Source organism: Fusobacterium necrogenes (assembly GCF_900450765.1).
GTDB classification, from domain to species: Bacteria; Fusobacteriota; Fusobacteriia; order Fusobacteriales; family Fusobacteriaceae; genus Fusobacterium_A; species Fusobacterium_A necrogenes.
In genome coordinates, this window is record NZ_UGGU01000003.1 from 1669754 (window position 1) to 1684852 (window position 15099).

A 15099-nucleotide genomic window follows, 5' to 3' on the forward strand; every position below is an offset into this window, starting at 1 on the left:
TTTCTGGTCATTCTCTTTTCTATATAACTAAATGTATTTTTTCATAACTTCCTGAGCTTTACTATTTAGATAATCTTTTTTGACACTCTCTATTACATCTTTAAAATTAGCTTTTTTATACTTAACATCCTCAGTTTTGTCAAAAATATAGATTTTATCTTCGATTGTTAAACTCTCTACTTTATTAGATGGAGCATCCAATATTTTTTTAGCTAATACTTCATTATATCCTAAACCTGAAATATAACCTGCATTATTTATTTTAAAAGAACTACTTTGAATGATATCTTTTCTTTCACCAGTTAATTTATCAAAAGTTAATTCTTTATTTTGCAATTTTGTAAGCAATCCTTTTATCTCTTCCTCCTTAGCCTTTTTTGTTTCAACTGAAACTTTAGGAGTTATAAGAATATGACTAGCTTTTACCTTTTCCTCTTTATCATTTCTATCCTCTACATAGATCAAATGATATCCAAATACTGTTTCTACTGGAATTGGATATATTTTCCCTACCTCTCCTTCAAATGCCGCTTTTTGGAAAGGTTCTACCATATCCCCTTTAGAAAACCATCCCAATTCTCCACCATTTCCTGCACTTGGACCTTGAGATAATTCTTTTGCTTTTTCCTTAAAATTCTCAGTAGTTAACTCCTTCAAAATATCTTCTGCCTCTTTCTTAGCTTTTTCCTTATCAGCAGAAGAAGGATCCACTTGAACTACTGCTATATTAGCTTGAGCACTAGGAAAAGTATCATATTTTAAACTATTCTTTTCAAAATATTCCTTTAATTCTTTCTCTGTAGGTTTTAACTCAGATTTAATATTTTCTAATAGTCCATTTTGATATATAGCAAATTGATAATCTACTGGAAGGGTAGCCTTGACTGTAATTCCTCTCTTTTTAGCTTCATTTGCTATTTTTATCTGACTATCATAATATAGTTTCGCTCCTGACTCTTCACCGTTTTTAATAATATCACCAGCAAATAACATATTTAATGTTCTTTTTGCTAAATCAACATTTGTTATTTTAAAACCATCTTTATCTATCTCTACCTTTTCAACTAAATTTTGATATTCTGGTGCTACATTCTCTATTTTAGCATTTTGTTTAGCTACTTCTAAAAGCTCAAGATATTTTTCAAGTCCTTTTTCCTCTTTTAAAGCCTTTATAATCTCTGGTTTAACCTCTTCTAAAGTTTTATCCTTATATAATGTATCTTTATTTTGATTATAATTAGCTTCGATCTCTTCTTCAGTTGGCTCTATTCCTTCTTGAATTTTTTGAAATGTTTTTTCAACAAGGATATTATCTCTTATATCATTTTTAAATGTCTTTTTAGTATATCCCTGAACTGCTAACATTCTTTTAAATTGTTCTTTATCACCTACAGAGTTCTCAATAGCATCATACTGAGCGTTTATTTCACTATTAGGAACTTTCAAATTTAAATCATCAGCTATCCCTAATGTCAAATTCCTTTTCACCACATCATCAAAAGCTATTACTTCTACTAAATCTTTATCTAATTTGTCACCTAAATATCTTGAATAGCCTTGAGTTAAATTAGATTTTGTTTTTTCTACATCAAATTTTAAGATTTTTTCTCCATTTAGCTTAAATGCGTAAATATTGACTCTTGAATATGAACTTTTTATATTCATGTATGCCAAAATTGCAGATGAAACCATAAAAATAATTGTAATAAACCAAATAAATGGTTTTATATGTTTACGAAATTTTCTTATTGCCATTTTCTCACTCAGCCAAAGCTGTCCCCTTTCTATAGTTTAAATAATTTCTAAAGCTCTTTTTATTTAAAATCTAAACCATATTTTCTTATTTTTTCATAAAGTGTAGTTCTTCCAATTCCTAGTAATTTAGAAGTTTCTTGCTTATTCCATCTAGTTTTTTGAAGAGCTATTGCTATTACAACCTTTTCTACATCAGCTAGACTATAGATTTCTTGCTCTAATATATCTTTTAATGGTCCTACTCCAACTACAGTTTTATTCTCTACTGTGTCTGATTTCATTTTTATTTCCAATGGTAAATCTTCTACATCTATTACTTTGTCTGTTGAAAGTATTATCATTCTTTCAATCATATTTTTTAACTCTCTAATATTTCCTGGATATGAGTATTCCATTAAATATTTCATAGCTTCTCCTGATATCACAGGTGTATCTCTATGTAACTCTCTTACTACTTTATTTAAAAAATAGTTCGCAAGTAATGGAATATCTTCTTTTCTCTCTCTTAGTGGAGGAATCTCTATTGGGAAAGCAGTCAATCTATGATATAGATCTTTTCTAAATCTTCCCTTTTCTGTTTCTTCTTTTAAATCTCTATTACTAGAAGCAATAAATCTTACATCTACTCTTCTAGTTTTATTTCCACCAACTCTTTTTAATTCACCATATTCTATAACTTTTAATAGCTTAGCTTGACACTTTATACCCATAGCTGAGATATCATCTAAGAATATAGTCCCTCCATCAGCTTCTTCTAAAAGTCCTCTTTTACTAGAGTTAGCTCCTACAAATGCCCCTCTTTCATAACCAAATAACTCTCTATCCATTGTTTCCTCTGGAAGAGAAGCACAACTTACCACTATATAATTATTCTTTCTTCTATCACTTCTTTTATATATTTCTTTAGCTACTATCTCTTTTCCAAGTCCATTTTCTCCTGTAATTAATACTGCTAAATCACTTTCAGCTACTTTTTCAACCAGGCTTTTTACATCTTTTATTCTAGAAGATTGTCCTACTATTTCACTCTCTTCTTCAAAACTAGCTAATTTTTCTTCTAACTTTCTCTTTTCTTTTAAAATTTCTAAATTTTTTAGAGCAGGAAAAATTATTCTATTCATCTCTTTTAATTCTACTGGTTTCATTAAATAATTGTAGATATCTGCATTTTTTAGCTCCTGTATAGCTGTCTCTGTTTCATCTTCTAACAATCCTACTATCACAAAGTCTTTCCCTAATCCACTTAACTTTCTTTTAGCTTCAGTAAAATTAAACCATGTCAAATATTCATCCAAAAGAACAATATCAAAGTCACTCTCTCTTAACATATCAAGAGCATCTAATAAATTATTAAATGTTATTATTTCATATTGGTCTGATAATTCTTTCCTTATTTGCTTTAAAGTTTCCTTTCTCTCTGAAATAGCTAAAATAGCATTTTTCATATATTACCTCCACATTTTTATTTATCCATGATCATATTATTTAATTCTAATCTACATATGTATTATAATAGATATTTTGTATTTTTTCAAGACTATTTTTTTTATTTTGTACACTTTCTCATTTTTAGAGCATTTCAAAATTTATTTTATCTAGCTAAATTAAAAACATCATTAGTTGTTATAAAAATTATGAATCCAAAAAGAACTAACATTCCTAACATATGTAGTCTCTCTTCTACTTTCTTATTTACTTTTATTCCTATCATTTCCAAAAGTACAAAAACTATTCTACCACCATCTAATGCTGGAAATGGTAGTAAATTTAGTACTCCTACATTTACAGAAAGTAAAGCCATGAGATGTATTACTATACCTAACCCATTTTTTGATGCTTCTCCAACAACCCTAATTATTCCAATAGGACCACTTAACTCCTCACTTTTTACCTCCCCTCTTACTATTCTTATAAAATCCGATAAAGTTTCTCCAACTATCCTAACTCCAGTTTGTAAACTGAGTTTAGAAGCCTCCAAAATCCCAAATTTGTGAATAGTATACTCAGGCAAAACTCCTAGTACCTTTTTTTTACTCTCTAGATCAAAAGTCAATGGAACACTTAATTCTTTAATCTTCCCAGCTCTTTCCACTTTTAGTGAAACACTATCCTTATCTTCTAATTTTTTCAGCACATCTCCAATCTCTGTCCATTTTACTATTTTATACCCCTCTAACTCCAATACCTTATCTTTTGGCCGAATATATTGTATTGATTTAGCCTCTTTAAAAACGCTTCCTATTACAGCTTCCTCATTTGGTATATATTTTCCAGTTGAATATATGGAAACAAAGAGTATTATAAATGCTAATAAAAAATTCATAAATACTCCAGCTCCTAAAACTACGAATCTTGCATAAGCTGGTTTAGAATTAAATCCATCCTCTACCTCACTATCTAACTCCATTCCTTCTATATTTACAAATCCACCTATTGGTATTGCTCTAAGAGAATATGTAGTTTTCATAGTATTATAAGAATATACCTGAGGGCCCATTCCTATAGCAAACTCGCTGACTGGCATTTTAAAAAATTTTGCTGTTAAAAAATGTCCCAACTCATGAACAAATATTATAATTCCTAATACTAAAATGGCTATTAATATATTCATATTATATTACCTCCATCTATAAAATTTTCTCAACTAGAGAAAATATCTCTTTTTCTATCTCATCTATTGTTTTTAATCTTTCACCCTCCATACATTTTATCTCTTGCCAGTTCTGTTTTTTTGCTATACTACAAGCATTTTCATAAGATTTTTTCAAATATAAAAAATCTTTTTCATGAATATCCTTTTGTTCCTCACCTGTTATCTTATTTTTCCTCTCTTGCATCAATTTTACTGCTATTTCAGTTGGCATATTTAAAAAAATTATTAAATCAGGCTTAGGTATTCCAATTTTGTTGTATTCTAAATCTTCTAACCACTCTAGATACTCCCTCTTTTTATCTTCACTCTCTATTTTAGAAGCTTGATGGATCATGTTAGATGTAGTATATCTATCTGTTATAACAATTCCACCAACATTGTAAAAATTCTCCCATTCCATTTTATATGAAGCATACCTATCTATCGCAAACATTGTAGAAATAGGATAAGGATTAATTTCTAAAGCATCTTTGCCAAAAAGTCCCGCTAAATACATTTTAACTGGTTCACAAGCTGGACTCCCATAATTAGGAAAAGATATCTTTCTTACATCTTTTACAACTTTTTTTAATTTTTCATATAATCTTTTTGTCTGAGTCTCTTTGCCACTTGAATCTGTACCTTCTATTACTATCAACTTTCCCATACTACACCTCATAATTTGAATATACCCACTCTCTCGTTTCTAAATCTACTCTCTTTATTATATCTATTCCATCATTTTCAAGCGGAATATGTCTTTCCATAGCTTTTTCTATTATCTCATATATAGTTAAAAATTTAATCCTTCCTTTTAAAAACAATTCAACAGCTACTTCATTAGCAGCATTCAAAACAACTGGCATAGTTTTTCCTATTCTCCCAGCTTTAAAAGCTAATTTTATACCTTTGAATGTCTCATGATCTGGCTTTTCAAAAGTTAAGTTTGTAACTTTAGTAAAATCTAATCCCTCTAAGATTGAATTCTCCTTCCTTTCTGGATAAGTAAAGGCGTATTGTATAGGAAGTTTCATATCTGGTACTCCTAACTGTGCTATTATACTTTTATCTTTAAACTCTACCATAGAATGAATTATACTTTGAGGATGTACTACTACCTCTATATCATCATAAGATATTCCAAAAAGTTCATGTGCCTCTATAACCTCCAATCCCTTATTAACAAGTGTTGAAGAATCAATTGTTATTTTTTTACCCATAGACCAATTAGGATGTTTTAGAGCTTCTTCTATACTCACATCTTGAAGCTCCTCTTTTTTTCTACCTCTAAATGTTCCTCCACTGGCTGTTATTATAAGCTTTTTCACTTCATTTTTTCTTCCTCCTAGAAGTGATTGAAATATTGCCGAGTGTTCACTATCTACTGGAATTATTTCTGCTTTTGGATTTTCTTTTAACAATCTATTAATATATGGACCAGCTGCAACCATTGTCTCTTTATTTGCCAAAGCTATTCTTTTCCCTTTTTTTATTCCTTCTACTGTAGCTTCTATCCCAACTGCACCACTTATAGCTGTAAGTAATATATCATAATTCTCTTTGAGAGCTAATTCTTTTAATCCTCTATCTCCAAAATATAACTCTAAATTTGGAAACTCTCTTCTTATTAGCTTATACCCCTCTTCACTTCCAATCGAAACATATTTTGGCTGGAATTCCTTTATTTGTTCAATCAAAAGTTTATAATTTTTATGTCCACTCAGACCCACTATCTCAAATCTATCTTCTGAGCTTTTCACAATCTCTAAGGCATTTGTTCCTATACTTCCAGTAGAACCTAATACCACTATTCTTTTCATTTTTCCTCCTCTAAAAAAATTTAGGATGAGTTCCCTCACCCTAAAATTACAAACTTCAAAAGGTAATACATAACTGGAGCTACAAAAAACATACTATCAAATCTATCTAATATACCTCCATGTCCGCCTAGTAAGGTCCCTGAATCTTTTACTTTAAATTCTCTTTTAAACATAGATTCACCTAGATCACCTATCTGCGCTACTGCACTGATAAAAAGCCCCAAGATCACAGCACCTAAAACATTCATTTCACCAGTAATTAGTCCAAAATACTTTTCTAATAAAAATAAAGCTAACACTGTAAAAATCGTTCCTCCTATTGCCCCTTCAATAGATTTTTTAGGACTTATACTATTGAATCCTCTCTTAAATATCTTCCTTCCTATTCCCATTCCTACAAAATATGCAAAGCTATCACATATCCATACCATTATTTGCGCAGTCAAAAGCCATTTTCCACCATTAGGTAGAAGACTTATCAATAAAATATGAGAAAATAAAACACTTGGATACAAAGCTCCTAGAATAGTTTCTCCTATATCTATACTAGAATTTTCAACCCTATTTTGAATAACTCTCAAGCTTATAATCAAAATGATACAAAGAGCTATTACTGCCTCTACTCCAAAAGAAATCATATTCAACTCTTTGAAAAATAATACATTAGGAATGACAATTGCCATTATAATTCCCAATAGCTTATGAGGTCTTTTTCCACCCATCTCTGCCATCTTATAAAATTCATAAGCTCCAATTCCTACAATTATATTTGTAAAAATTAAAAGTGGTAATCCTCCATAATATAAAACTCCTATAAGTATAGGTATCCCTATAAGAGCAACTATTATCCTACTTAACATATTATTTTACTCCTCCAAAACGTCTATCTCTTCTATTAAAAGCTTCAATAGCCTTTTCCAATTCCTGCTCATTAAAATCTGGCCACAAAGTATCTGTTATGTATATCTCAGAGTAAGCTATCTGCCAGAGTAAAAAATTTGAAATTCTTAATTCACCACTTGTCCTTATCAATAACTCTGGATCTGGGATATCATTATATAAGTAAGATGAAAACTCCTCCTCTGTTATATTAGCTTTGCCCGATTTTAAAATCTTATTTACAGCATCTATTATTTCAGATCTTCCACCATAGTTAAAAGCTATATTAAAAGTTAATCCTGTATTGTCTCTACTCTTCTCTTGAAGTTTATCTATAGCTTCTAAAAGAGAACTATTAACATTATCTTTTCTTCCAGAAACCATAAATCTAATATTATTTTCCATTATATTTTTCTCTTCATTTTTTATGTAATTTTTGAAAAGAAACATTAAAGCGCTCACTTCTTCTTGACTCCTCTTCCAATTTTCAGTTGAAAAGGCATAGACAGTCAAATACTTTACCCCTATTCTAGCTGCATGTATTATTATTTTTCTAAGTGCCACAGCTCCTTCTCTATGTCCAAAAGTTCTAGGAAATCCTCTTTTTTTCGCCCATCTTCCATTCCCATCCATAATTATAGCTATATGATTTGGTACTTGTTTTTCCATATCTTCACCTCTTTATACTTTGTAAATTGTACCATATTTACACAAATTTTTCTACTAATTTGTCATATAAAAAATTGTAGATAGATCTTTTTGTCCATCTACAATTTTTTGATTTCAAACATATATTATACTGTTGTTATCTCTTTTTCCTTTTTAGCAAATAGCTCGTCTATCTCTTTGATATGAGTATCTGTTAATTTTTGAATTTCATTTTCTAAATTTTTAACTTCATCTTCAGAGATTGGATTTTCTTTATTTTTTAATAATTTCTTAAGTTCGTTATTTCCATCTTTTCTAATATTTCTTACTGCTACTTTTCCATTTTCAGCTTCAGTTTTAGCCATTTTCACATACTCTTTTCTTCTATCAGCTGTAAGCTCTGGCATTATAAGTCTGATAACCTTTCCATCATTATTAGGAGTTAATCCTAAGTTAGCAGCTATTATAGCTTTTTCTATTTTCACTATCATTGATTTATCCCAAGGATCAATTACTAATAATCTTGCTTCTGGAGCTGATACTGATCCTATTTGATTCAATGGCATCTCAGAACCATATTGCTCCACTTTAATTCCATCAAGCATAGATATATTAGCTCTTCCAGCTCTTATTGATGTAAATCTGTGCTTAGTTGTTTCTACAGCTTTACTCATTTTTTCTTTACATAAGCTTACTACTTCTTTACCAGTCATAAATTTCCTCCTAAATATTAATCAGCTATTACTGTTGTCCCTATTTTTTCTCCCATTATTACTCTTTTAATATTTCCTTCTGTTAAAGAGTCGAATACAATAATTGGAAGTTTATTTTCTCTACATAATGATATTGCAGTTGCATCCATTACTTTAAGATTTTTATTTAAAACTTCTGTATAAGTTACAGTTTCATATTTTATTGCATCAGTATATTTTACTGGATCTTTATCATAAATTCCATCTACTTTAGTAGCTTTTAATACCACTTCTGCATTCATTTCTATCGCTCTTAATGCTGCTGCTGTATCAGTTGTAAAATACGGATTTCCTGTTCCGGCTCCAAATATTACAACTCTTCCTTTTTCAAGGTGTCTTTGAGCTCTTCTTTTAATAAATGGCTCAGCTATCTTAGGCATCTCAATAGCTGTAAGTACTCTTGTTTGTACTCCTAGTTTCTCTATTGAGTTTTGAAGTGCAAGTGAGTTGATAACAGTAGCTAACATTCCCATGTGATCTCCAGTTACTCTGTCTACACCTTGAGCTGCTCCAGATAATCCTCTAAAAATATTTCCACCACCTATAACTACTGAAACTTCTACTCCTAAATCTGCTATTTCCTTTATTTGTCTAGCATAAGATGCTATTACATCTGATGAAATTCCAAACTCTTGATCTCCCATTAGAGCTTCTCCACTAAGTTTTAATAAAACTCTTTTATAAAATGGCTTCTCCATAGCTCCTCCTACTTTATATTTTTTAAAAAAATAGGGATGCTGTTACATCCCCATTAAATTGTTAGCTATTATCCTCTGATCTGAGCTGCAACTTCCTCTGCAAAGTTCTCTTCTTTTTTCTCGATTCCATCTCCAACTTTATATCTAGCAAATGATACTACAGTTAAAGGTGCTGCGAACTTAGCAACAGTTTCCTTATTCTCTGCTCTTACATAAATTTGATCTACTAAACAGTTTTCTTCATAGAATTTATTCATTTTTCCTACTAGAATTTTTTCAATTATTTGAGCTGGTTTTCCTTCAGCTTCTAATTGCTTTCTAGCTATTTCTTTTTCATGCTCTAAGTCAGCAGTTGTAACTTGAGATTCATTTAAATATCTTGGATCCATAGCTGCTACGTGCATAGCAATATCTCTTGCTTTTGTAATATTTTCAGCAGTAGCTTCTCCAGTTAATTCAACTATAACTCCTAGTTTTCCTCCTAAGTGGCTATAAGTTGCTACGAAACCATCCTTAGATTCAGTTTCATGAATTCTTCTGATATTCATATTTTCTCCGATTTTAGCTATTAAATCAGTTACAGCTTGAGCAACAGTTTTTCCTGCTTCTATTTCAGCTTCATTTAAAGCTTCAACAGTCTTTACATTATTTGCAATAGCAATTTCAGCTAATTTCTTTCCAAAGTCTTTAAACTCTACATTTTTAGCAACGAAGTCAGTTTCAGAGTTGAACTCAATTAATACAGCTCTTTTATTATCTGCTGATACAGCATCAAAAATTAGTCCTTCAGCTGCTATTCTTCCAGCTTTCTTAACTGCTTTAGCAATCCCTTTCTCTCTTAAATAATCGATTGCTTTATCCATATCTCCGCCATTTTCTGTTAGTGCTTTTTTACAATCCATCATTCCAGCACCAGTTCTCTCTCTTAGTTCTTTGACTAAGCTAGCTGTTATTTCTGCCATTTTTTCCTCCTAATAAAATTTTATTTTATTAATTTATAATCAATTGTACATAGATGAATAAAAATTACTCAGCTATTACTACTTCTTCTTCCATTACAACTTCTTCAGTAACAGGAACCTCTACTACTTCTTTTCCTTGATTTCCTTCAATAATAGCATTAGCCATTACAGATGAAATTAATTTTACTGATCTTATAGCATCATCATTTGAAGGAATTGGATAAGTTATTAAATCTGGATCTACATTAGTATCGATCATTGCAAATACAGGAATTCCCAAATCAGAAGCTTCTTTAATTGCTAAAGTCTCTTTCTTACAATCTACGATAAATACAGCTGCTGGAATATCTTTCATATCTTTTATTCCAGAAAGGTTTTTAGATAATTTTGCTAATTCTTTTCTAAAATTAGCTGCCTCTTTTTTAGTGTAAGCATTGTCTAAAGTTCCATCTGCTTCCATTTGCTCTAACTCTTTTAATCTTTCAACTCTTGATTTGATAGTAGAAAAGTTAGTTAACATTCCTCCTAACCATCTGTTGTTTACATAATACATTCCTGATCTCTCAGCTTGCTCTTTTACTGCTTCTTGAGCTTGTTTTTTAGTTCCTACGAATAAAACTTTTCCACCTTGCTCAGCAATTTCTCTCATTACTGCATAAGCCTCTTCAATTTTCTTTAAAGATTTGTGTAAATCGATTACATGGATTCCATTTCTTTCTGTAAAAATGTACTTAGCCATTTTTGGATTCCATCTTTTTGCTTGGTGTCCAAAATGAACTCCAGCTTCTAATAATTGTTTCATTGATATTACTGCCATTTTTTCCTCCTAATAATCTTTCGGTTTTTCTTCCACCAGTCTCAAAACTAAGCAATTCTCTTTCAAGAACACCCGGCTTAGAAATAACTGATGTGTGTATTTCACAACGGCTTATTTTATCATAATTTTTAAAAAATGTCAATATTTTCAATAGATAGTTGTTCTTTTCTCCTAAATAATGATATAATATAAATATTAAATACTTTTGGAGGATTTCATGAGAGCTTTACTATTAATTGATTTACAAAACGATTTCTGTAAAAATGGTGCACTTGAAGTTAAAGACGGAGATTTGGTTATCCCAATTGCAAACTCTTTAATAGAAAGATTTAAAAATACGGGAGATTTAATCTTAGCAACTAAAGATTGGCATCCCAATACTCATAAAAGTTTTGCTATTAACTCCAATGGAAATGTTGGAGAATTAGGAGTTTTAAATGGTTTACCACAAGTTTGGTGGCCTATACATTGTGTACAAAATACTCTTGGGAGTAACTTTCATACTGAATTAGATGTCAACAGTATTCAAATTACAATATTTAAAGGTACCAATCCAGAGATTGATTCATACAGTGGTTTCTTTGACAATGGAAAACTTCAAAAAACAGATTTAGATGAAATTTTAAAAGAAAAGGATATAGATACTCTTTATATAATGGGATTAGCAACTGATTTCTGTGTAAAATTTACAGTTTTAGATGCCCTTGATTTAGGATATAGTGTCTATCTAGTAGTTGATGGTTGTAAAGGTGTCAATCTATCACCTGATTCTTCAGAAGAAGCTATTAAAGAGATGAAATTAAAGGGAGCTAAAATTATTACAAGTTCTGAAATCATATAATTAATGGCCACTTTATATTACTTTGTATTTTTGAACAGGAGACTATTATGGAAAAAATTTTGAGAATTGAAGAATGGGTAAATTCAATGACTCATTACTTTGGTGTTATTTTGGCACTTATCGGAACTGGAGCACTTTTAGTAAGATCCTTAGAAAGTGATAACCTTGGTTATTTTATTGGTTCTATGTTATTTTGCTTTTCGTTAGTTTTACTCTATACAATGTCTGGAACCTACCATATATTATACAATGGTAAACTAAAAAAAATATTTAAAATTCTTGATCATTCTGCTATTTATGTCCTCATATCAGGTTCATATACTCCATATTTATTAGGTTTTTTTGATGATAAAGTAAAATGGTTACTTTTTTTCTTACAATGGGGAATGACCTTAGCTGGCATTATTTTTAAAATTTTCTTTGCTGGAAGATTTAGATTACTATCTACATTAATTTATCTTTTCATGGGTTGGATGATTATCTTTGTTTTTGATGATTTAAAAGCTTTAATCAGTCCTCTCTCATTGAAATTTTTAGTTGCAGGTGGAATTTCTTATTCAGTTGGAACAATATTTTATGGAATGAAAAAAATTAGATTCATGCATGGAGTTTGGCATTTATTTGTCTTAGCTGGAAGTATTTTAATCTATTTATCTGTATACTTTATTTAAACAATAAAAATCAAGAATGACTTTTAATCTCTAAACAAAAGCCATTCTTGATTTTTAATTATCCTCTTTTAAATATTTTTTCTTCATCTGTTCTCAATAATCCAAATTGAATGGTTATACAAGTTGTTATTATAAGAGCAAAAATATAAAAAGAATACTTTAATACTGCTAATGGTGATACATCAACTAAACCTGTAACAATTAACATCCCCCCATCATAAGGTGTCAAAGCTAAGAAACTACAAGCAAATATATCTATCAAACTTGCTAATCTCTTTGGAGCTATATAATAAGTTTTCCCAATCTCTTTTGCTATTGGTGCGCTTATTATAATAGCTATTGTATTATTAACTAAAGCTGCTGATAATAATCCTGCTAGTAATCCTATTCCATATTCTGCATCTTTTCTCTTATTTATTCTTGAAATTATTGAATTTACAAGCCAATCTACTCCACCATAGTATTTTATCAATCCTATTAAACCAGAAATCAACATCGCTACTATAGTTATACTAAATACATCTGACATCCCATTTCCAACTGCTTGTGCCCACTTTAATGGTGTCATTGTTCCTTCGAAAATTCCAATTAAGCCACTCATAACTATTCCTATAAATAAAACTCCACAGACATTAAAACCTATTAAAGCAGCCGCTAATACTACTATATATGGAATAACTCTTATAATTTCATAATTATGTTCTCCCATTATTGCACCTACTCCACCTAGCGACCAGTACATTATAATTGCTACAATTGCTGCAGGTAAAGCAATTGTAAAGTTCATTCTAAATTTATCTTTCATCTCTGATCCTACACCTTTAGCTGCAGAAATTGTAGTGTCCGATATCATAGATAAATTATCTCCAAAATATGCTCCTCCTATTACTGCAGCACAAGTCAAAGGTAAGTTCAAGTCTGCTGCTTCAGCCACTCCTATTGCTATTGGCGCCATTGCTGCTATAGTTCCCATAGAAGTTCCAATAGCAGTTGATATAAAAGAAGATATTACAAATACACCTGGTACCAATAAACTACTAGGTATAAAAGTTAATCCCATATTGACTACTGATTCTACTCCCCCCATCGCTTTTGCTGCACCTTGAAATCCACCTGCTAACAAATAAATTAAACCAATAATTATAACACCTGAATTTCCAGCATTTTCACAAAATATATCTATTTTTTTATCTAATTTCATATTTCTATTCATCAATAGAGCTATAACTATTCCTATTAAAAGAGCTACATGTCTTGGAAATTTTGAAAAGGCACTCTCTGCTCCTGTAAATGTAAAATATAGGCCACTTCCTATATAGAGCACCAAAAAAATAAGTAGTGGTAAAAATGAAACTGCTCCATATTTTTTCTCCTCCATTATTTTTCCTCCTTTTTATTTAACTTTTCTCCATTCAATAACTGCTTTTTCTATTCTCTTCATCCCCTCTTCTAACATATATCTTGGACAAGCAACATTCATTCTTTCAAATCCTTCTCCTGATTCTCCAAACCAATATCCATCATCTAAAGCTATCTTAGCTTTTTCCTGCATAAATCTTGAAAGCTCTTGTTTATTCATTCCCAAACTTGAAAAATCCAGCCACATTAAATATGTTCCCTCAGGCTTTCTAACTTTTATCTCTGGAAGTTTTTCTCTTACAAATTCAAGTACATAGTCCATATTTCCACTTAAGTGTAGTATTAATTCATCCACCCAAGTACTACACTTTCTATACCCAGTTTCAAAGGCAACCAAACTAAAAGGATTGTTTCTTTTTATATCTAATATCCCTAACTCTGTATCAAACTTTTTCCAATCCTCATTTCTTGGGAAAGTTACGAATGAAGCTTGCAATCCTGCAATATTAAATGTCTTTGTTGGTGAAAAACAAGTTATTGTAATATCTTCGATTTCCTTACTTAGAGAAGCTATTGGTATATGTCTGAAACCTGGCATAACAATATCTCTCCAAATTTCATCAGAAATGATTCTAACATTATATCTTAAACATAACTCTGCCATTTTTCTAAGTTCTTCTTCTTTCCAAACCCTTCCTATTGGGTTATGTGGACTACATAAAATAAATAATTTTATCTCCTTTGAAGATACTTTTTTCTCAAAATCCTCAAAATCTATTGTATAGTACCCGTCTTCGTCACTAACTAATTTATTTTCAACTACCACTCTTTCATTAGCCCTTATAGTAGCTGCAAAAGGATAATAAACTGGTGTCTGTATTAAAATCTTTTCTTTTGGTTTTGTCATCTGCCTAATTAATAAAGATAGGGTTGGTACTACTCCAGGACTATTTATTAGAGTATTTGCTGATATTTTATACCCAAATCTTCTATCTAACCATTCTACTGCACTCTCATAATAGGAATCTGGTCTATATACATATCCAAATATTTCTTGTTCCACTTTCTCTTTCATAGCACAAGTTATTTCAGGAGCAGTTTTTAAATCCATATCTGCTATCCACATTGGCCATAAATCATTTGAAACAAAGTTTTTTCCCATTTCCTCCCATTTTGCCGAATGATTATTTTTCCTGTCAATTTGTTCATTAAAATTGTATTTCATGTAACCTCCTAGTATTTTCCCCTATTATAAATATAAACTG

At 30.5% G+C, this 15099-nt stretch carries 15 protein-coding genes; 2 read left to right on the top strand and 13 right to left on the bottom strand.

Annotated elements, in window-relative coordinates; translation table 11 throughout:
- Positions 1–27 precede the first annotated feature (27 nt).
- From DYA59_RS07865 to rpsB, 11 genes are all read right to left on the bottom strand, one after another.
- Positions 28–1755 carry a peptidylprolyl isomerase gene (locus tag DYA59_RS07865; protein ID WP_115271005.1) on the bottom strand — a complete coding sequence of 576 codons (1728 nt, stop codon included), beginning with the start codon at positions 1753–1755 and terminating at the stop codon, positions 28–30.
- A 59-nt stretch (positions 1756–1814) separates the two neighbouring features.
- The gene (locus tag DYA59_RS07870; protein ID WP_115271007.1) at positions 1815–3200 is read right to left on the bottom strand and encodes a sigma-54 dependent transcriptional regulator; all 1386 of its coding nucleotides are present in this window, start codon (positions 3198–3200) and stop codon (positions 1815–1817) included.
- Between the two features lie 146 nt (positions 3201–3346).
- Positions 3347–4366, bottom strand: a complete 1020-nt coding sequence (locus tag DYA59_RS07875; protein WP_115271009.1) for a M50 family metallopeptidase — start codon at positions 4364–4366, stop codon at positions 3347–3349.
- 16 nt (positions 4367–4382) lie between these two features.
- Entirely contained in the window at positions 4383–5054 is a 672-nt protein-coding gene (locus tag DYA59_RS07880; RefSeq protein WP_115271011.1) for a dTMP kinase, read from the bottom strand.
- A 1-nt stretch (position 5055) separates the two neighbouring features.
- Positions 5056–6207: a 1-deoxy-D-xylulose-5-phosphate reductoisomerase gene (gene dxr / locus DYA59_RS07885; protein ID WP_115271013.1), complete on the bottom strand. Its 1152-nt coding sequence runs from the start codon at positions 6205–6207 to the stop codon at positions 5056–5058.
- Positions 6208–6242: 35 nt separating this feature from the next.
- On the bottom strand, positions 6243–7067 hold the full coding sequence (locus DYA59_RS07890; protein ID WP_115271015.1) for a phosphatidate cytidylyltransferase: 825 nt from the start codon (positions 7065–7067) through the stop codon (positions 6243–6245).
- A 1-nt stretch (position 7068) separates the two neighbouring features.
- Entirely contained in the window at positions 7069–7755 is a 687-nt protein-coding gene (locus DYA59_RS07895; protein ID WP_115271017.1) for an isoprenyl transferase, read from the bottom strand.
- A gap of 125 nt (positions 7756–7880) precedes the next feature.
- The gene (gene frr, locus DYA59_RS07900) at positions 7881–8447 is read right to left on the bottom strand and encodes a ribosome recycling factor (protein WP_115271019.1); all 567 of its coding nucleotides are present in this window, start codon (positions 8445–8447) and stop codon (positions 7881–7883) included.
- A 17-nt stretch (positions 8448–8464) separates the two neighbouring features.
- Entirely contained in the window at positions 8465–9184 is a 720-nt protein-coding gene (gene pyrH, locus DYA59_RS07905; protein ID WP_115271021.1) for a UMP kinase, read from the bottom strand.
- Positions 9185–9252: 68 nt separating this feature from the next.
- Positions 9253–10146, bottom strand: a complete 894-nt coding sequence (gene tsf / locus DYA59_RS07910) for a translation elongation factor Ts (protein WP_115271023.1) — start codon at positions 10144–10146, stop codon at positions 9253–9255.
- 64 nt (positions 10147–10210) lie between these two features.
- Positions 10211–10963, bottom strand: a complete 753-nt coding sequence (gene rpsB / locus DYA59_RS07915; RefSeq protein ID WP_115271025.1) for a 30S ribosomal protein S2 — start codon at positions 10961–10963, stop codon at positions 10211–10213.
- A gap of 217 nt (positions 10964–11180) precedes the next feature.
- Between rpsB and pncA the strand changes: the two genes are divergently transcribed.
- Positions 11181–11804 (top strand): bifunctional nicotinamidase/pyrazinamidase, encoded by a 624-nt coding sequence (gene pncA, locus DYA59_RS07920; protein ID WP_115271027.1) that lies wholly within the window; start codon positions 11181–11183, stop codon positions 11802–11804.
- Between the two features lie 47 nt (positions 11805–11851).
- A complete protein-coding gene (trhA, locus tag DYA59_RS07925) occupies positions 11852–12475 on the top strand; it encodes a PAQR family membrane homeostasis protein TrhA (RefSeq protein ID WP_115271029.1) in 624 nt (207 codons plus the stop codon).
- Positions 12476–12533: 58 nt separating this feature from the next.
- Here trhA and DYA59_RS07930 read toward each other — a convergent pair whose 3' ends face one another.
- Together DYA59_RS07930 and DYA59_RS07935 are read right to left on the bottom strand one after the other, a co-directional pair.
- The gene (locus DYA59_RS07930; protein WP_115271031.1) at positions 12534–13853 is read right to left on the bottom strand and encodes a Na+/H+ antiporter NhaC family protein; all 1320 of its coding nucleotides are present in this window, start codon (positions 13851–13853) and stop codon (positions 12534–12536) included.
- A 15-nt stretch (positions 13854–13868) separates the two neighbouring features.
- A complete protein-coding gene (locus DYA59_RS07935; RefSeq protein WP_115271033.1) occupies positions 13869–15059 on the bottom strand; it encodes a MalY/PatB family protein in 1191 nt (396 codons plus the stop codon).
- Between the last annotated feature and the right edge of the window lie 40 nt (positions 15060–15099).